Source organism: Oceanibacterium hippocampi (assembly GCF_900172325.1).
Lineage (GTDB): Bacteria > Pseudomonadota > Alphaproteobacteria > Sneathiellales > Sneathiellaceae > Oceanibacterium > Oceanibacterium hippocampi.
In genome coordinates, this window is sequence record NZ_FWFR01000002.1 from 497,690 (window position 1) to 516,485 (window position 18,796).

Sequence of the window (18,796 nt, forward strand, 5' to 3'; positions counted from 1 at the left end):
GCCTGGTCGCGGCTCAGAAAATCCGTTCGGGGGTCGCGAAAAGATGACCGTCGGCGCGGGCAAGATAGATCGGCAGCGCCTTCTTCTGGTTGTCCCAGTAGCGTCCCTGGCGGGCGCTGACGTATTCGAGCGGCTGGTTCGGCGCGAGCGCCATGCCGGGACCGGCCTGGGCGACCGCGGCGGCCAGGAAATTGACCCCTTCGTAAAGCGACTGTCCGAGCGCGTTGAGGACCGGCGCATACTCGCCGTGGCAGGCGAAATAGCGTTCCTTGAAGGCGATGTTGCGGTCGGTCCGCAGCCCCCCGAAATAGCTCGAGACGGCGAACAGCCGCTTGGTGTTCTCCGCCCCCATGGCGAGCAGGCCGCTCTCCTCGATCGCCGCCGACAGGCGGATTGCCCGCCGGTCGAGCCCGGCGGCCCCGAACAGCCTGTTGAACTCGACCGCGTCCTGGCCGATCAGCGAGATCAGCACCGCATCGGCGCCGCACGTCGCGACATGTTCGACCAGCCGCTCGATTTCCGGGAAGCCGAACGGCACGTAGCATTCGAACACCACCTCGCCGTCATTCTCGTCGATATAGTCGCGGGCGAAGGCGTTCGAGGCGCGCGGCCAGACATAGTCGTTGCCGATCAGCGCCCAGCGCCGAACCTTGCGGGTGGCGCTGAGGTGCCGGATCGCCGGCCGGAGTTGGTCCTCGGGCGTCTCGCCGATCGCGAACACGCCCGGGGTCCGTTCGTTGCCCTCGTACAGCGGGGTATAGACATAGGGTACGCGGGCGCCGACGATCTTGTTCAGGCGCTGGCGAACCGAGCTCAGATGCATGCCGACGATCGCCGAGATGGCATTGTCCTCGATCAGGTCGTTGGCGCCGTGCTCGACCGCGAGGCCGGTCTCGTCGCTCGCATCCACGAGAACGAATTCCACCTCGCGCGCGGCGATCCCGCCCCGCGCGTTGATCTCGTGCGCGGCAAGCTGGGCGGAAGCGACGCAGGACGCCCCCCAGAGCCCTGCCGCGCCGCTCATCGGTACGAACAGCCCGATGCGGTAACGATCTTCCTGCCCGATCCAGTCGTCGCCACGACTGCGAGGCCGCGCCTGGCGCAGCCTGCTCTCCTGCCAGCCGGGGCGACTGTCCGCAATGTGCGGATCGTCGCCTTCCGTGAAGCCCATCCCGTGTTGACCCTTGTTCTTTTCCAAATTAAACAATATCAAGCTTTGAGAGATGTGCAAATTCTTCTGAACGCGTTACGGGACTAGCTTCGACAATGGCCAACGACACGATCGCCGATTACCTGGTCTACCAGGTCGCGCGGGCGCACCGGCGCCTGCACGGCGAACTTGACGACCTGCTGCAGGAAGAAGGCGTGCAGGTCGAACACTGGCGGGTTCTGGACATCCTGAGCGACGGCCGCGGCCGCTCGATGGGCGAACTCGCCTCGCTGGTCCTGATGAACCATCCGGCGCTGACCAAGATGCTGGACAAGATGGTCTCGAACGCGCTGGTCCATCGCCTGCCGGACATCAACGACGCGCGCCGGGTGCTGGTCTTCATCACCGAGAGCGGCCGGGCGCTCCACGACCGCATCAAGGAAGCGGTCGACGCCCATGACGAGGCACTCAACCGCAAACTCGGCAAGCGCGACGTGGCGCGGCTGAAACAGATTCTCGATACGCTCGATCACGCCAACTGAGGCGTGACGGCCGGCGGCATGCCGCCGGCCGGTCGCAGGTTCAGCCGACGACGGCGAAGCGCCGGGCCGGATTGCGCCCCGGGGTCAGTTCGGCGACCGCGCTGACAATCGCTGCCGCATCGATCCCGTGGTGACGATAGAGATCGGCGATCGTGCCGGTCTGGCCGAAATGCTCGACCCCGAGCGGCACGGTGCGATGGCCCTGGACCGAGCCCAGCCAGGCGAGCGTCGCCGGATGGCCGTCGATCACGGTCACCAGCAGGCAATGTCGCGGCAACCGCGCCAGCAGCCGCTCGATATGGCTCATCGCGCCGGCGTTGCCGCGCTTGCGCGCCCGCAAGGCGGCCGTCCAGCCGGCATTGAGCCGGTCGGCCGAGGTCACCGCGAGCACGCCGATATCGCGCCGGTCCTCGCCGATCAGGCCGGCCGCCTCGAGCGCCTCCGGCGCGACCGTGCCCTGGTAGGCGATCACGACCTCGCAATTGGGACCGGGTTCGCGCAGCCAGTAGGCGCCGTCGATGACGCCGCCGGCGAAGTCCGCCCCGGCCCGGCCCTGCGGCTGGTCGAGTGTGCGGGTCGAGAGCCTGAGGTAAACCGAGCCGCCGGTCTCGTCGCGAAGCCAGGTGCGCTCGTCCGGATCGCCCTCGCCGTTCCGCTGCATGTAGTCGAAGGCCCAGGCCATGATGATCGCGAGCTCGTCGACATAGGCCGGCTCGAAGGCGGCGATGCCGTCCTGGGCGAGACCGATCAGCGGGCTGCTGATCGACTGGTGCGCGCCACCTTCCGGCGCCAGCGTGACGCCCGACGGCGTTGCCACCAGCAGGAACCGGGCATCCTGGTAGCAGGCGTAGTTCAGGGCATCAAGGCCGCGGGCGATGAACGGGTCGTAGAGCGTGCCGATCGGCAGCAGCCGCTCGCCAAACAGCGAATGTGACAGCCCGGCCGCGCCGAGCAGCAGAAACAGGTTCATCTCCGCAATGCCGAGCTCGATATGCTGGCCGTTCGTCGAGAACCGCCATTTCTGCGCCGAGGGCACGCGCTCGTCGCGGAAGGTATCGGCGATCTCGTCGCGGGCGAACAGGCCGCGCCGGTTGACCCAGGGGCCGAGATTGGTCGAGACCGTGACGTCCGGCGACGTGGTGACGATACGCGCCGCCAGCGCCGCATCGCCCTTGGCCAGCACGTCGAGGATCTTGCCGAACCCGGCCTGGGTCGAGATCGCCCGGTCGGCCGGCGCCGGCAGATCGGGGACCGGCAGGGTCGATGCCTCGAAGCGACGGGTGCCGCGGGCGAAGAAGGCGCTCTCCCGGACCGCGCGGTCAAGCGTTTCGGCCGAGATGCCGAGCCCCTCGGCGGGCTCCCACTCGTGCCCGGCGCGGATCTTCATGGCGGCCTGGAACTCGGCCATCTGGTCGGGCGTCATCAGGCCGGAATGGTTGTCCTTGTGGCCGGCGAGCGGTGTCGCCCAGCCCTTGATCGTGTAGGCGACGAAGGCGACGGGACGATCATGATCGATGCCCTCGAAAACCTCTATCAGGCTTTCCAGGCAATGGCCGCCGAGATTGCACATCAGCGCCTGCAACGCGTCGTCGGAACGCCGCTCGACCAACGCCAGCGCCTTGGCGTTGCCACCGAGATCGGCATTGAGCCGCTTCCGCCAGGCCGCGCCGCCCTGATAGGTGAGCGCCGAATAGAGCGCGTTCGGGCATGTGTCGATCCAGTCGCGAAGCGCCTCCCCGCCCGGCTCGGCGAACGCGGCGCGCTGAAGGGCGCCGTATTTCAGGATCACCACGTCCCAGCCGAAGGCCCCGAAGATCGCCTCGATCCGGTCCGACAGGCCCTCGCGGACGACGCCGTCGAGACTCTGGCGATTGTAGTCGATCACCCACCAGGTGTTGCGGAGATCGTGCTTCCAGCCTTCCTGCAGGGCCTCGTAGACATTGCCCTCGTCGAGTTCGGCATCGCCGACCAGCGCGATCATCCGCCCCTTCGGCCGACCGCCGCGCCATCCCTTGGCGTCGAGATAGTCCTGGATCATCGCCGCGAAGGCGGTGATCCCGACGCCGAGACCGACCGAGCCGGTCGAGAAATCGACATCGTCGATATCCTTGGTCCGGCTGGGATAGGACTGCGCGCCGCCATAACCGCGGAAGGCCTCGAGCTTCGCCCGCGTCTGGTTGCCGGCGAGATACTGGATCGCGTGAAAAACCGGCGAGGCATGGGGCTTGACCGCGACCCGGTCCTCCGGCCGCAGGACATGGAAATAGAGCGCCGTCATGATCGAGACCATCGAGGCCGAGGACGCCTGGTGACCGCCGACCTTCAGGCCGTCCGATTTCTCCCGCAGATGGTTGGCGTTGTGGATCGTCCAGCAGGAAAGCCAGAGCAGCTTGCGCTCGATTTCATGCAGCATGTCCAGTTCTTTACGCATCGACACCGACGATCTCCTCCCCAACTCCGGCCTGTTGCCGCAACGGCAACCCATCCTCCCGGCGAATTGACCAAAGTCAATGCCGGAACCGCCGATCGGGCGCAATTGTCACCTCGAACCACGAGGACGGACAATGACGCTTTCCGGGATACTTTCCGGCATTCGGGCCGGAACCCTCTATCGCCAGGCGACCCTGCTGGCGCTGATTCTCGGGCTGTGCGTTGCCGGGTCGACGGCGATCCATGCCCAGTCGACGCCGCTTCTGCCGAAATACATCGCCGACCTGTTGCCGGCCGATCTCGCGGCCGGCGGCGAAAGCTTCGGGCCGATGCGACAGGACCTCCCGGTCATGCCGATCCTGCGCGGCCGGGAGATCATCGCCTGGGCCTTCCTGACCTCCGACTTCGTCGGTACGACCGGCTATTCCGGCAAGCCGATCCATGTCGTGGCGGCGGTCTCGCCGGACGCCAGGCTGACCGGGGCTCGCCTCGTCAAGCATGCCGAGCCGATCGTCCTGATCGGCATCCCCAACCGGAAGATCCAGGCGCTGACGGAAAGCTATACCGGCCTCGACCTCGCGGCGGAGGTGGCGGCCGGCGGCGACGCGCACGATCTCGACATCATCTCCGGCGCGACGGTCACGATCATGGTGATCGACGATTCGATCGTGCGCTCGGGCATCAAGGTCGCCCGCGCGCTCGGGCTCGGCGGGCTCGCCGCCGGCACCGAACAGCCGGTCGTCCGGCGCGAACTGGACCCGGCGCAGGACAGGGTCGTCGACTGGCAGACGCTGGCCGGCGACGGCTCGATCCGCCGTCTCGCCCTCGATGTCGGCCAGGTCAACGAGGCCTTCGCCGCCTCGGGCGACGAACTGGCGGCGGCGCGGCCGGAGCCGGGCAATCCGTCCGACCTCTACATCGACCTGCAGGCGGCGCTGGTCAGTGTGCCGACGATCGGCCACAGCCTGCTCGGCGACGCCGAATACGACAACCTGCGGACGTGGCTCGGCGAAGGGGATCAGGCGATCCTGCTGGCCGGCCGCGGCCGCTATTCCTTCAAGGGCTCCGGCTATGTGCGCGGCGGCATCTTCGACCGTGTGCAGCTGATCCAGGGCGACGTCGCGGTGCGCTTCCGCGACCGCCAGCACCGCCGCCTCGGCGCCCTCGCCGCCGGCGGCGCGCCGAGCTTCACCGAGCTCGACCTGTTCCGCATTCCCGCCGAATCAGGCTTCGATCCGGCCCAGCCGTGGCGACTGCAGCTGCTCGTCAACCGGGCCGTCGGCCCGGTGAAGAAGAGCTTTCTCACCTTCGATCTCGATTATCGCCTGCCTGAGCCTTACCTGCTGCCGGCCGCCGCGCCCGCCAGCGCGACCGGCAATACGGCAGTCGTCGCGCCGCTCGTCGACGCGGACAGCGAAGCGGCCGCGAAAGCGGCCCTGTGGCAACGGATCTGGCGCGACCGGAAGATCGAGATCGGCGCCCTCCTCCTCATGCTGGCGACGCTCACCGGCGCCTTCTTCTTCCAGCTCTGGTTCACCCGCTCCGAACGCTTCGTGTTCTGGTTCCGGATCGGCTTCCTGTCGGTCACGCTGGTCTTCCTCGGCTGGTATGCGAATGCGCAGCTCTCGGTCGTGAACCTGCTGGCGCTCGTCGGCACGCTGCGCACCGGCTTCACCTGGGACGCCTTCCTGCTCGACCCGCTGGTCTTCATCCTGTGGGGCGCGGTCGCCGCCGCGCTGCTGTTCTGGGGACGCGGCGCCTACTGCGGCTGGCTCTGCCCGTTCGGCGCCCTACAGGAACTGACCAACCGGCTGGCGAAGTTCCTGCGGATCCCGCAATGGCACCTCCCCTGGGGCCTGCACGAGCGGCTCTGGCCGGTAAAATACATCGTCTTCATGGCCCTGTTCGGCGTTTCGCTGATGTCGATCCCGGCGGCCGAGGCGCTCGCCGAGGTCGAACCGTTCAAGACCGCGATCATCCTGAAGTTCCAGCGCGACTGGCCGTTCGTCCTGTTCGCCGTCGGCCTGCTCGGGATCGGCCTTTTCGTCGAGCGCTTCTACTGCCGTTATCTCTGCCCGCTCGGCGCGGCGCTCGCGATCCCGGCCCGGATCCGCATGTTCGACTGGCTCAAGCGCTATCACGAATGTGGGAATCCCTGCCAGATCTGTGCCCATGAATGCATGGTCCAGGCGATCCATCCGACCGGCGAGATCAACCCCAACGAATGCCTGAACTGCATGCATTGCCAGGTGCTCTACCAGCACAAGGGCAAATGCCCTGTGGTCATCAAGAAATTCAAACGCCTCGATGCGCTCCGGGACAGCACCCGGGCGTCCGCCACGGCGCGCCATCCGGCGCCGCTGCCAGCCGCGGCACAACCCTCCACGAAGGAGAACGGGAATGTCTGAGAACAGGAACGATCTGGCACTCACCCGCCGGGCATTGCTCGGCGCTTCGGCCGGCGGCGCGGTACTCACGGCAACGGCCGGCGGCGTGCTGTCGCTGACCTCTCCGACACCGGCCAGGGCCGCCGCCAAAGGCGTCGAACTCGCGCCCGGCGAACTCGACGAATATTACGGCTTCTGGTCCTCGGGCCAGTGCGGCGAGCTTCGCATCATCGGCATGCCGTCGATGCGCGAACTGATGCGCGTGCCGGTCTTCAACCGCTGCTCCGCGACCGGCTGGGGTCAGACCAACGAAAGCCTCAAGATCCTGACTCAGGACCTGCTGCCGGAAACACGGGAGTTCCTCGCCAGCCGCGGCGGAACCTACATGAACGGCGACCTGCATCATCCGCACATGTCGTTCACCGACGGCACCTATGACGGTCGCTACCTGTTCATGAACGACAAGGCGAACACGCGGGTCGCGCGGATCCGTTGCGACGTCATGAAATGCGACAAGATCATCGAGATCCCGAACGCCTCAGACATTCACGGCCTGCGGCCGCAGAAATTCCCGCGGACCGGCTATGTCTTCGCCAACGGGGAGCATCGCGTTCCGCTGCCGAACGACGGCATGATCCTCGACGAACCGGAGAAATACGTCTCGATCTTCACCGCCATCGACGGCGACACGATGAAGGTCAGCTGGCAGGTCATCGTCAGCGGCAATCTCGACAATTGCGACGCCGACTACCAGGGGAAATACGCCTTCTCGACCTGCTACAATTCCGAGGAAGGGGTAACCCTGGCCGAGATGACGGAGTCGGAGACCGACCATGTCGTGATCTTCAACATCAAGCGCATCGAGGCGGCGGTCGCGGCCGGCGATTACAAGACCTACAACGGCGTCCCGGTGCTCGACGGCCGGAAAGGCTCGGAACTGACCCGCTACGTGTCGGTCCCGAACAGCCCGCACGGCTGCAATACCGCGCCCGACGGCAAGTATGTCGTGATCAATGGCAAGCTCTCGCCGACGGTCTCGGTGATCGACGTCAACAAGGTCGAGGCGATATTCGAGGGCGCCGATCCGCTGTCCTGCATCGTCGCCCAGCCGGAACTCGGCCTCGGCCCGCTCCACACCGCCTTCGACGGCAAGGGAAACGCCTTCACGACGCTGTTCCTCGACAGCCAGATGTGCCAGTGGAACATCGAGAAGGCGGTGCGCCAGCATGCCGGCGAGAATGTCGACCCGATCATCTCCAAGGTCGATGTCCAGTATCAGCCCGGTCACAACCACACCTCGATGGGCGAAACCAAGGACGCGGACGGCAAATGGCTGGTCTCGCTCAACAAGTTCTCCAAGGACCGGTTCATCAATGTCGGGCCTCTGAAGCCCGAGAACGAGCAGCTGATCGATATCACCCAGGATCCGCCGGTCGTCGTTCATGACAGCCCGACCTTCGCCGAGCCGCATGACTGCATCATCGTCCACCGCTCGATCGTCTCGCCGCTCAGCATCTGGAACCGCGACGACCCGATGTGGGAGGACGCCCGCAAGCAGGCCGCCGCGGACGGCGTGGACCTGGAGGACGGCGCCGACGAACCGATCCGCGACGGCAACAAGGTGCGCGTCTACATGTATTCGTCGGCCCCGACCTTCTCGCTCGAGAAGTTCACCGTCAGGCAGGGCGACGAGGTCACCATCTACATCACCAACATCGACGATGTGGACGACCTGACGCACGGCTTCACGCTCGGCAATTACGGGATCGCCTTCGAGGTCGGCCCGCAGGCGACCGCCTCGGTCACCTTCACCGCCGACCGGCCGGGTGTGCACTGGTTCTATTGCCAGTGGTTCTGCCACGCGCTCCACATGGAGATGCGCGGCCGGATGCTGGTCGAGCCGCGCGCGGCCTGATCCATGCGCGCGCTCATTGCCCTCGGGTTCCTGATCTGCCTGACCGCCGGCCCGGCCGGCGCGACGGCACGGGACGTGCCGGCCGATGCCGACCGGCCGGGGGCGCTGGCGCGGGCAATCGCGACGGCCGGGGCGGGGGATCTTCTCCGCCTCGCGCCCGGCCTGCATCGGGGCCCGATCCTGATCCTGGCCCCCCTCACCCTCGACGGCGGCGGCCGGGCCCGGATCGAGGGCGACGGCACCGGTTCGGTGATCACCGTCAACGCCCCCGACGTGACCGTCCGGGGACTGGAGATCGCCGGCTCGGGTTCCTCCAACGAGACCCTCGACGCGGCCGTCAGGCTGACGAAGAAGGCGACCCGCGCTTCGGTCACCGATAACAGCCTGTTCGGCAACCTGGTCGGCGTCGATGTCCATGGCGCCCGCGACGCGTTCGTCGCCGGCAACCGCATCGAGGGCCGCCGGGACCACCGGATGAACGATCGCGGCAACGGCATCTATGTCTGGAACGCACCCGGCGCCCGGATCATCGGCAATGACGTGCGCTGGGGGCGCGACGGGATCTTCGTCAACACCTCCTCCCGCAACAGTTTCACCGGCAATCGCTTCCGCGATCTCCGCTTCGCGATCCACTACATGTATGCCAACGATTCCGAGGTCTCGGACAACCTCTCGGAAGGCAACCACCTCGGCTTCGCGCTGATGTTCTCGAAGGGCCTCACGATCGTCGGCAACCAGTCGATCGGCGACCGCGATCACGGCCTGCTGCTCAACTATGCGAACGATGCCCGGATCGAGGGCAACCTGATCCGGGGCGGCGCCGAGAAATGCGTCTTCCTCTACAACGCGCACCGCAACAGCCTGTCCGGAAACCGCTTCGAGGGCTGCGCCATCGGCATTCATTTCACCGCCGGGTCCGAGCGCAACACGATCTCGGGCAACGCCTTCATCGGCAACCGGCACCAGGTGAAATACGTGGGCTCGCGCCGGGTCGACTGGAGCGCCGCCGGCCGCGGCAACTACTGGTCCGATCACGCCGCCTACGACCTCGACGGCGACGGAATCGCCGACACCGCCTACCGGCCGAACGACCTGATGGATCACATTCTCTGGTCGCAGCCGGCGGCGAAACTGCTGCTCGGCGCGCCGGCGGTGCAGCTCATCCGCTGGAGCCAGGCCGCGTTCCCCGCCCTCCTGCCCGGCGGCGTCACCGACAGCCGACCGCTGATGCGGCCGGTCACGATCCCGACGCGACTCTGGAGCCGGCAATGACCGACACGCTGGAACTCTCCGGTACCGACAAGTCCTTCGGCACCCTGAAAGCCGTCGACGACCTGTCGCTCACCGTCGCCGCCGGCGAACGGGTGGCGCTTCTCGGCCACAACGGGGCCGGCAAGTCCACCCTCATGAAGATCATCCTTGGGCTGATGCCGGCCGATCGCGGCACGATCTCGGTGTTCGGCGCCCGACCGGGCAGCGCCGAGGCCCGGCGTTTCGTCGCCTACCTGCCCGAGAATGTCGCCTTCCATCCGGCACTGACCGGCCGCGAGCAGCTTCGCCTGTTCTGCCGCCTGCGCCGTGCCGCGCCGGACGCCGCCGGGCAATTGCTTGCGCGGGTCCGCCTCGACGAGGCGGCGGATCGCCGGATCGGCACCTATTCCAAGGGAATGCGCCAGCGCCTCGGACTTGCCCAGGCACTGATCGGCAGGCCGCGGCTGTTCGTCCTCGACGAGCCGACCAGCGGCCTCGACCCGGTCTCGCGCCGGGAGTTCTATGCCATCCTGGAAGAACTCGCCGGCGACGGCGCCGCGATCCTGCTGTCGAGCCATGCGCTCACCGAGGTCGAGGCGAAAACCGACCGGATCGCGATCATGCGACGGGGCCGCCTGGTCGCGAATGCGCCCCTTGCCGCCCTGCGTAGCCGCTCGGCGCTGCCGGTGCGCCTGCATGTCGTCGCCCGGGCCGGCGACGCCGACAGGGTCGCGGCCTCGCTCGCCGGCAGCCGGATCAACGGGGTCGGCGTCGATATCCTGTGCGCCCCTGAAGACAAGCTCGACCGGATCGGCGCGATTGCCGCCCTCGGCCCGCTCATCGAGGATATCGAGGTCGCCCCGCCGAGCCTCGAGGACATCTACGCGTTTTTCAGCCGGGAGGAACGGCCATGACCAGCATCCTCGCGCTGGCGGCGAGCGAGTTCCGGATCGCGCTCCGCAACCGCTGGGTCGCGATCGCGATCGTCATGATGACATTGTTCGCGGTCGTGCTGACGGTCGCCGGAACGGCCGCGACCGGCACGCTCGGCGTCGACCGCCTGACCGTGACGGTGGCGAGCCTGATCAGCCTCGGGGTCTACCTGCTTCCCCTGCTCGCACTCCTGCTCTCGTTCGACGCGGTTGCCGGCGAATGCGAACGCGGGACGCTGGCGCTGATGCTGACCTATCCGGTCGGCCGGGCGGAAATCCTCGCCGGCAAGTTCATCGCCCATCTCGGCATCCTGGCGCTTGCCGCGACGATCGGCTTCGGCACCGCCGCTGCCATAGCGCTGATCGCGGACCCCGAAGCGAGCGTAGGCCTGCCGGCGCTGTTCCGCCTGTTCTGGACCGCGCCCGTCCTCGGTGCCGCGTTCCTCGGTATCGGCTACGCGCTCTCGGCCGTCGCCCGACGACCCGGCGCGGCGGCCGGGCTCGCGATCGCCGTCTGGCTGGTCGTCGTCGTGCTCTACGATATCGCCCTGCTCGCGGCGATCGTCACCGACGGCGGCGGGACGTTCACGGTCGACTTCTTTCCCTGGCTTCTCGCCGCCAACCCGGCCGATGCCTTCCGGCTGTTCAACCTCGCCGCGTCCGAGGCGACCGCCCTTGCCTCCGGCGTCGACGGCGCCGCCGCCAGTATGCCCCCCGCCGCCACGCTGGTCGCGATCCTCGCCTGGCCGCTGCTGGCGCTCGCCTTTGCCCATCTCGTCTTCCGCCGGGTGACGCCATGATCCGGCTGGCTGTCCTCCTGGCCCTGATCCTGCTCGCCGCGGGCTGCCGGGACGAGACCGCGGCAACCCGCCCGCCCGCGGTGACGCTCGACGCCGACGCGCTCGGCCATTTCTGCCAGATGAACCTGGTCGAACATCCGGGGCCGAAGGCGCAGATCCACCTCGCCGGGATCGCCCATCCGATCTTCTTCTCGCAGGTCCGCGACGCCATCGCCTATCTCCGCATGCCGGAGCAGAGTGCCGGGATCCGCGCGATCTACGTGAACGACATGGCGGCTGCCCCGAGCTGGAACGAGCCCGGCCGGGACAACTGGATCGCCGCCGAAGGCGCGTTCTTCGTCATCGGCAGCAACCGCGTCGGCGGCATGGGCGCCCCCGAGATCGTCCCCTTCGGCAGCCGCGCGGGGGCCGACGCCTTCGCCGCCCGTTTCGGCGGCCATGTCGCGGGACTGACGGATATTCCCGACGAGGCGGTCCTCGCGCCCGTCGAAATCGGCGCCGCGCCGGCGCCTGCCGAGGGTTGATCGATGCTGCACCTGAACCGACGCCGTTTCCTGACCGTCTCCGCCGCCTTGCTTGCCTCGGGGAACGTTCCCGCGGCAAGCGCCGCCGCGACGGCCTCCCGCCGCTGGCAGGGCATAGCGCTCGGCGCCCATGCCTCGCTCACTTTCCAACATCCCGACCCGGCCGAGGCCGGTCGCCTGATCGCCGGTTGCCGTAACGAGATCGATCGTCTCGAGGCGATCTTCAGCCTGTACCGTCGAGAAAGCCTGCTCAGCCGGCTGAACGCCGCCGGCAGGCTCGACGATCCGCCGGCCGACCTGCTCCGGCTGCTGTCGACCGCCGAAACGATCAACAGGCGAACCGGCGGCCGCTTCGACCCGACCGTTCAGCCACTCTGGGCGCTGCATGCCCATTGTCTCAGCGAACGGCCGCCCCGCCTGCCCGGCGATGCCGAGCTAGCCGCCGCCCGGGATACCTGCGGCTGGCGGCATCTCCGCTACGACGCCGACGAGATCGCCTTCGACCGCCCGGGTATGGCGCTGACGCTCAACGGTATCGCGCAAGGCTATATCGCCGACCGGGTTTCTGACTGGCTCCGCGCGCAGGGCCTCGGCAACGTGCTGGTCGAGACCGGCGAGGTCCGCGCCCTCGGCAGTCGCCCCGACGGCACGCCCTGGCGTGTCGGCTTGCGCGCCGCCGACGGGTCGGAACGGACCGATGGCAAGGTTGATCTTCGCGACGGTGCGCTGGCGGTCTCGGCCCCGCTCGGCACCCGTCTCGACGGGGCCGGACGGGTCGGCCATATCATCGATCCGTCGAGCGGGCATCCGGGCGGGACCTGGAGCCGGGTCGTCGTCCGCGCGCCGAGTGCGGCCGAGGCCGACGGTTACTCGACCGCCTTCTGCCTGATGGAGCGGGACGCGATCGAGGCCGCCCGACCGCCGCACATCGACGTGATGCTGACCTGATCGGGATCTCTCCTCCGGCCGTCGAACGGAGCCCCTAGGCTGTCCCGCCGGCAGGCGCTACGCTGTCCTGCGACGGAAGCGACGCCGGTGAGCCAATGACGCAGTCGGACAAGGAGATCGCCCGCGAGGCAGTGCTATTCGCGAGCCTGCCGGACGATCTGGCGGAACTCGTTCTCGGCCGGGCGACGATACACACGATCGACAGCGGCGGCATGCTGTTCCTGCACGGCGACCCGGCGACGTATGTCTATGTCGTGCTTGACGGCTGGATCAAGCTGTTCCGCTCGACCAGTGCCGGCAACGAGGCGGTGGTCGGCGTCTTCACGAAGGGCCAGAGCTTCGGCGAGGCAGCAGCCTTTCGCGGCGATGTCTACCCGGTCGGCGCCGAGGCCGTCACCGACTGTCGCCTGTTGCGGGTAAGCGCGGCATACCTGCTCGAAACAATGGTTGCGCGCCCGGAGCTCTGCGTTGCGATCCTCGGCGCGACCTTTCGCCATCTCCACGCGCTGGTTGCCCAGATCGAACAGCTGAAGGCGCAGACCGGCCCGCAGCGGGTTGCCGAGTTCCTCGTCGAGCTCTGCCCGGTCAGCGAGGGCGCCTGCACGGTCACGCTGCCCTATGACAAGGCGTTGATCGCCGGGCGGCTCGGCATGTCGCCGGAAAGCCTGTCGCGCGCCTTTGCCCGGCTCCGGCAGCATGGCGTGATCGTCAACCAGTATCACGCCGCGATCGGCGATATCGAGACGCTGCGCGACTACGCGGAAACCGATCGCTCGGAAGCCTGGAGCCGCGCCCAATGACCTGCCAGCGGGCGATGGCCGGTTGGAGAGATCGGGTCTGATGGCCTTCACCCTCCGGCAACTGCAGTATTTCATCGCCGCCGCCGAACAGGGCACGGTCTCTGGCGCCGCCCAGAACCTGTCGATCTCGCAATCCTCGGTCACCGAGGCGATCCGCGATCTCGAGAACGATCTCGGCGTCCGGCTGTTCGAGCGTCATTCGCGGGGCCTCTCGATCACCAACAAGGGCCACCAGTTCCTGCGCCACGCGACCAAGATCCTGGCCAATGTCTCGGACGCCCGCCGCAGCTTCGCCGACGAGCGGAGTGCTGCCGGCGGGCGGCTGCAACTCGGCGTCACCTCGCTGGTCGCGGGCTACGTCCTGTCCGACCTGCTCGCCCGCTATCGCCGCGCCAACCCGGACGTCACCGTCACCGCGATCGAGGACAACGGCGACTACCTGGAGCATCTGCTGGTCGGCGGCGAGCTTGATGTCGCGGTCATGGTGGTCTCCAGCCTGCGCGACCGCATGGCGCTGCAGATCGACATCTTCGAGGTCTCGCCGTTCCGGCTCTGGCTGCCGCTTGGCCATCCGCTCGCCACCAAGGACGCGATCGCCGCCCCGGACCTCGCCAGCGAGCCGCTGATCATGCTCGCCCTCGACGAGATCGAGGAAAGCACGGCGACCCTGCTGACCGCCGTCGGCGCCCGCCCGAACGTCGCCTTCCGGACCCGGTCGGTCGAGGCGGTGCGCAGCCTGGTCGCAACCGGGGCCGGCATTGCGCTGCTCCCCGACCTGGTCTACAGGCCATGGTCGCTGGAAGGCGATCGCATCGAATCGCGCGACGTGTCGGGCCGCCTGCCGACGGTCCAGGTCGGCATCGCCTGGCGGCGCGGCTCGCCACTGCCGCCCGCCGCGCGGGACTTCATCGCCGCCGCCCAGACGCACCGCACGGTGCGGCAACGCTGATTGGCCGAAGGGCCATCGATATCGGAAAAACCGATAGCCTCATTCTGAATAATAAAATTGCGAAACCGACCCGGAGGGAGAACCATCGATCCGGAGAGGAAGCCATTGCCGCGTCCCGCGCCCACGAGCTTCCCGGGAGGGTCGATCCATGAAATCTATCCTGAAGGCGGGCGTCGCGCTCGCCGCCATCGCCGGTTTCGGTGCCGGCACGAGTATCGATGCCGCCGCGGCGGAAATGATGAGCAAGCTCGGTTCGGGCGAAGGCCAGGTCGATATCGTCGCCTGGCCGGGCTATATCGAGCGCGGCGAGACCGACAAGGCGTTCGACTGGGTGACCGCCTTCGAGCAGAAGACCGGCTGCAAGGTCAACGTCAAGAGCGCCAATACCTCCGACGAGATGGTCGCGCTGATGAACGAGGGCGGTTTCGACCTCGTCACCGCGTCTGGCGACGCCTCGCTCCGGCTGATCGCCGGCAAGCGCGTCCAGCCGGTCAACACGGCGCTGATCCCGAGCTGGTCGACGGTCGACGAGCGGCTTCAGAATGCCCCGTGGCACACCGTCGACGGAACCCATTACGGCACCCCTTACCAGTGGGGTCCGAACGTGCTGATGTATTCGACCGAGGCCTTCAAGGAGGCGCCCAAGAGCTGGAAGGTCGTGTTCGAGGAAATGACCCTCGACGACGGCAAGTCGAATGCCGGCCGGGTCCAGGCCTATGACGGTCCGATCCACGTCGCCGACGCCGCCAACTTCCTGATGCACCACAAGCCGGAACTCGGCATCAAAAGCCCCTATGAGCTCAACGAGGATCAGTACAAGGCAGCCCTCGACCTGCTGCGCGAACAGCGCAAGCTGGTCTCGCGTTACTGGCACGACGCCTTCATCCAGATCGACGACTTCAAGAACGAGGGCGTGGTCGCCTCGGGCTCCTGGCCATTCCAGGTCAACCTGCTCAAGGGCGAAGGCCAGAAGATCGATTCGACCATCCCTGTCGAGGGAGCGACCGGCTGGGCCGACACCACCATGATGCATGCCGACGCGGCCCACCCGAACTGCGCCTACATGTGGATGGAGCATTCGCTGTCGCCCAAGGTGCAGGGCGACCTCGCCGCCTGGTTCGGCTCGGTGCCGGCGGTCCCGGCCGCCTGCAAGGGCAACGAGCTGCTCGGCGACGAGGGGTGCAAGACCAACGGCTTCGAGGACTTCGCCCGGATCAAGTTCTGGCAGACGCCGGTCTCCAAGTGCGAAAGCCAGGGTCAGTGCGTGCCCTACTACCGCTGGGTTTCCGACTATATCGGCGTGATCGGCGGCCGCTGATCCCGACGGTTCCGACATGACACCTGTGCCGCCTGCCCGTTCAACCGGGCGGGCGGCCGGATCGGACACGCCATGACCGCCGCCGTCCTGTTCCAGAATGTCTCCCGCCATTTCGGCCGCATCCGCGCCGTCGACGGCGTCGACCTTGAGGTCGCGGCAGGTGAATTCTTCGCCATGCTGGGCCCGTCCGGTTCCGGCAAGACGACCTGCCTGCGGCTGATCGCCGGCTTCGAGCAGCCGGACACCGGGCATATCGAGATCTTCGGCGAAACCGCCGAGGGCATTCCGCCCTATCGCCGGAACGTCAACACCGTGTTCCAGGATTACGCGCTGTTTCCCCACCTCAGCGTGCTGGACAATGTCGCCTACGGGCTCCGCATGCGCGGCATCGACAAGGCGGCGCGGCGGCGCGAGGCGGCCGAGGCGCTCGCCCTCGTCAAGCTGCCCGACTATGGCGGGCGGCGCCCGGCCCAGCTTTCCGGCGGCCAGCGCCAGCGCGTGGCGCTCGCCCGGGCGATCGTCAACAAGCCCAGGGTGCTGCTGCTCGACGAACCGCTTGGCGCTCTCGACCTCAAGCTCCGCGAGCAGATGCAGGAAGAACTGAAGGCCCTGCAGCAGGCCCTCGGCATCACCTTCGTCTTCGTCACCCACGACCAGGGCGAGGCGCTGTCGATGGCCGACCGGGTCGCCGTCTTCAACGAGGGCCGGATCGTCCAGGTCGGCGCGCCGGCGGAGATCTACCGGCGACCGCGGACCCGCTTCGTTGCCGACTTCGTCGGCTCCTCCAACGTGCTGCCGCCGGAATTCACGGAACGCCACGGCGGCGGCCGGCGCTGGTCGAGCCTGCGGCCCGAGGCGATCGTCATCGCAACGGCGGCGCCGGAAGGAAGCGGCCCCGGCTCACTCGCGGCGACCGTGCTCGCGACCTACTATCACGGCGCGACCACCCGCATCGTCGCCGAGGCCGAGATGACCCGGCTCAACGTCCTGGTCCCGGCCAGCGCCGGCCTGCTTCGGCCCGGCGACCGGGTCTGGCTCACCTGGCAGCCGGACGACCTGCATGCGATGGAGGACCACGCGTGAGCGCCGCGGCGGAGGCGATCCGGCCGCCGCGCGACGGCACGCTCGGACGTCTCTCCGATTTCCTCTGGCGCCGGCCCGGGCTGTTCCTGCTGCTCATGCTGACGCCACCGCTGCTCTGGCTCGGCATCATCTATGTCGGCTCGCTGTTCGCGCTGCTGCTGCAGAGTTTCTTCTCGATCGATGAATTCTCCGGCCTGATCCGTCACGAATTCACCCTGAAGACCTATGCCGAACTGCTGCGCCCGTCGAATTTCGACATCATCGTCCGCACCGTCTCGATGGCCGCCGTGGTGACGCTGGCGGCGGGCGTGATCGCCCTGCCGATTGCCTATTACGCGGCGCGTTACGCGCGGGGTCGCTGGAAGGCCGCCTTCTACCTGGCGGTGATGCTGCCGCTCTGGTCGAGCTACCTGGTGAAGGTCTACGCCTGGAAGTTGATCCTCGCCAAGGAGGGCATCCTCAACTGGCTGTTCGCCAAGCTGCATCTGACCTGGGCGCTGGAGGCGCTGCTGGCGATCCCGGTGATCGGCGGCAACTCGCTCTCGGTCAGCTATATCGGCACCTTCCTGGTCTTCGTCTATGTCTGGCTGCCGTTCATGATCCTGCCGATGCAGGCGGCGCTGGAGCGGGTGCCGGGCAACCTGATCGAGGCCTCGGCCGATCTCGGCGCCGGCACCGGCCAGACCTTCCGCCATGTCGTCTTTCCGCTGGCCCTGCCCGGCATCATCGCCGGCTCGATCTTCACCTTCTCGCTGACGCTCGGCGACTACATCATTCCGCAGATCGTCGGCTCGTCCCGGCTGTTCATCGGCCAGGCGGTCTATGCCCACCAGGGCACCGCCGGCAACATTCCGCTCGCCGCCGCCTTCACCGTGGTGCCGATCGTCATCATGGGATTCTACCTGTGGGTCGCCAAGCGGCAGGGAGCCTTCGATGCGCTCTGACCGCACGGGACGTTCGGGGCGCTCGCCGCTGATGCTGAAGCTCGCCGCCGGCGCCGGCCTCCTGTTCCTGCACCTGCCAATCCTGATCATCTTCGTCTATGCCTTCACGACCGAGGAAAAGAGCTACCAGTGGCCGCCGCCGGACCTGACGGTGAAATGGTTCGCGATCGCCTGGGAACGGCCGGACGTGCGCGACGCGCTCTGGCTCTCGGTGCGCACGGCGGCGACGGCGACGGCGGTGGCGCTCGTTCTCGGCACGCTCTGCGCCGCCGCGGTCTCGCGGACCCGCTTCTTCGGGCGCGAGGCGATCTCGCTGCTCGTCATCCTGCCGATCGCCCTGCCCGGCATCATCACCGGCATCGCGCTCCGCTCCGCCTTCAGCCTGGCCGAGATACCCTTCTCGTTCTGGACCATCGTGCTCGGCCACGCGACCTTCTGCGTCGTCATCGTCTACAACAACGCGGTCGCCCGCTTCCGCCGCACCAGCGGCTCGCTGATCGAGGCCTCGATGGATCTCGGCGCGAACGGTTTCCAGACCTTCGCCCACGTGATCCTGCCGAATATCGGCACGGCGCTGCTTGCCGGCGGCATGCTCGCCTTCGCGCTGTCCTTCGACGAGGTCATCGTCACCACCTTCACCGCCGGCCAGCAGGCGACCCTTCCGATCTGGATGCTCGAGGAACTGGTCCGTCCGCGCCAGCGCCCGGTCACCAACGTCGTCGCGATGCTGGTCGTCGCCGTCACATTCCTTCCCATCCTTGCCGCCTACTACCTCACCCGCGACGGTGACCAGGTCCAGGGACAGGGAAAATAGTTCAACCGA

General features: G+C 67.6%; 16 protein-coding genes. 14 read left to right on the forward strand and 2 right to left on the reverse strand.

What is annotated here, in order from left to right; translation table 11 throughout:
- Positions 1 to 13: 13 nt before the first annotated feature.
- Complete coding sequence (locus tag OCH7691_RS13320; RefSeq protein WP_085884016.1) at positions 14 to 1,171, reverse strand: substrate-binding domain-containing protein; 1,158 nt, start codon at positions 1,169 to 1,171, stop codon at positions 14 to 16.
- A gap of 95 nt (positions 1,172 to 1,266) precedes the next feature.
- On the opposite strand from OCH7691_RS13320, the gene OCH7691_RS13325 reads away from it, so the two are divergent.
- Complete coding sequence (locus OCH7691_RS13325; protein ID WP_085884017.1) at positions 1,267 to 1,692, forward strand: MarR family winged helix-turn-helix transcriptional regulator; 426 nt, start codon at positions 1,267 to 1,269, stop codon at positions 1,690 to 1,692.
- A gap of 40 nt (positions 1,693 to 1,732) precedes the next feature.
- Here OCH7691_RS13325 and OCH7691_RS13330 read toward each other — a convergent pair whose 3' ends face one another.
- Positions 1,733 to 4,123 carry a thiamine pyrophosphate-binding protein gene (locus OCH7691_RS13330; RefSeq protein WP_085884018.1) on the reverse strand — a complete coding sequence of 797 codons (2,391 nt, stop codon included), beginning with the start codon at positions 4,121 to 4,123 and terminating at the stop codon, positions 1,733 to 1,735.
- Positions 4,124 to 4,256: 133 nt separating this feature from the next.
- Between OCH7691_RS13330 and OCH7691_RS13335 the strand changes: the two genes are divergently transcribed.
- The 13 genes from OCH7691_RS13335 (at position 4,257) to OCH7691_RS13395 (ending at position 18,787) form a co-directional block, all read left to right on the forward strand.
- On the forward strand, positions 4,257 to 6,530 hold the full coding sequence (locus OCH7691_RS13335; protein ID WP_085884019.1) for a NosR/NirI family protein: 2,274 nt from the start codon (positions 4,257 to 4,259) through the stop codon (positions 6,528 to 6,530).
- Positions 6,523 to 8,424: a TAT-dependent nitrous-oxide reductase gene (gene nosZ / locus OCH7691_RS13340; protein ID WP_085884020.1), complete on the forward strand. Its 1,902-nt coding sequence runs from the start codon at positions 6,523 to 6,525 to the stop codon at positions 8,422 to 8,424. The genes OCH7691_RS13335 and nosZ overlap by 8 nt, the downstream gene beginning before the upstream one ends.
- Positions 8,425 to 8,427: 3 nt before the next feature.
- A complete protein-coding gene (locus OCH7691_RS13345) occupies positions 8,428 to 9,696 on the forward strand; it encodes a nitrous oxide reductase family maturation protein NosD (protein ID WP_085884021.1) in 1,269 nt (422 codons plus the stop codon).
- Positions 9,693 to 10,589, forward strand: a complete 897-nt coding sequence (locus OCH7691_RS13350; protein ID WP_085884022.1) for an ABC transporter ATP-binding protein — start codon at positions 9,693 to 9,695, stop codon at positions 10,587 to 10,589. The genes OCH7691_RS13345 and OCH7691_RS13350 overlap by 4 nt, the downstream gene beginning before the upstream one ends.
- A complete protein-coding gene (locus OCH7691_RS13355; RefSeq protein WP_085884023.1) occupies positions 10,586 to 11,407 on the forward strand; it encodes an ABC transporter permease in 822 nt (273 codons plus the stop codon). Before OCH7691_RS13350 ends, OCH7691_RS13355 begins: the two co-directional genes overlap by 4 nt.
- Entirely contained in the window at positions 11,404 to 11,931 is a 528-nt protein-coding gene (locus OCH7691_RS13360) for a nitrous oxide reductase accessory protein NosL (protein WP_085884024.1), read from the forward strand. The genes OCH7691_RS13355 and OCH7691_RS13360 overlap by 4 nt, the downstream gene beginning before the upstream one ends.
- A gap of 3 nt (positions 11,932 to 11,934) precedes the next feature.
- A complete protein-coding gene (locus OCH7691_RS13365; protein ID WP_217807979.1) occupies positions 11,935 to 12,879 on the forward strand; it encodes an FAD:protein FMN transferase in 945 nt (314 codons plus the stop codon).
- A 95-nt stretch (positions 12,880 to 12,974) separates the two neighbouring features.
- Entirely contained in the window at positions 12,975 to 13,679 is a 705-nt protein-coding gene (locus OCH7691_RS13370) for a Crp/Fnr family transcriptional regulator (RefSeq protein ID WP_085884025.1), read from the forward strand.
- 40 nt (positions 13,680 to 13,719) lie between these two features.
- Entirely contained in the window at positions 13,720 to 14,628 is a 909-nt protein-coding gene (locus tag OCH7691_RS13375) for a LysR substrate-binding domain-containing protein (protein ID WP_085884026.1), read from the forward strand.
- Positions 14,629 to 14,776: 148 nt separating this feature from the next.
- On the forward strand, positions 14,777 to 15,946 hold the full coding sequence (locus OCH7691_RS13380) for an ABC transporter substrate-binding protein (protein WP_085884027.1): 1,170 nt from the start codon (positions 14,777 to 14,779) through the stop codon (positions 15,944 to 15,946).
- 72 nt (positions 15,947 to 16,018) lie between these two features.
- Entirely contained in the window at positions 16,019 to 17,029 is a 1,011-nt protein-coding gene (locus tag OCH7691_RS13385) for an ABC transporter ATP-binding protein (RefSeq protein WP_085884028.1), read from the forward strand.
- Positions 17,026 to 17,973: an ABC transporter permease gene (locus OCH7691_RS13390; RefSeq protein ID WP_085884029.1), complete on the forward strand. Its 948-nt coding sequence runs from the start codon at positions 17,026 to 17,028 to the stop codon at positions 17,971 to 17,973. The genes OCH7691_RS13385 and OCH7691_RS13390 overlap by 4 nt, the downstream gene beginning before the upstream one ends.
- Entirely contained in the window at positions 17,963 to 18,787 is an 825-nt protein-coding gene (locus OCH7691_RS13395) for an ABC transporter permease (RefSeq protein ID WP_085884030.1), read from the forward strand. Before OCH7691_RS13390 ends, OCH7691_RS13395 begins: the two co-directional genes overlap by 11 nt.
- Positions 18,788 to 18,796: the final 9 nt, after the last annotated feature.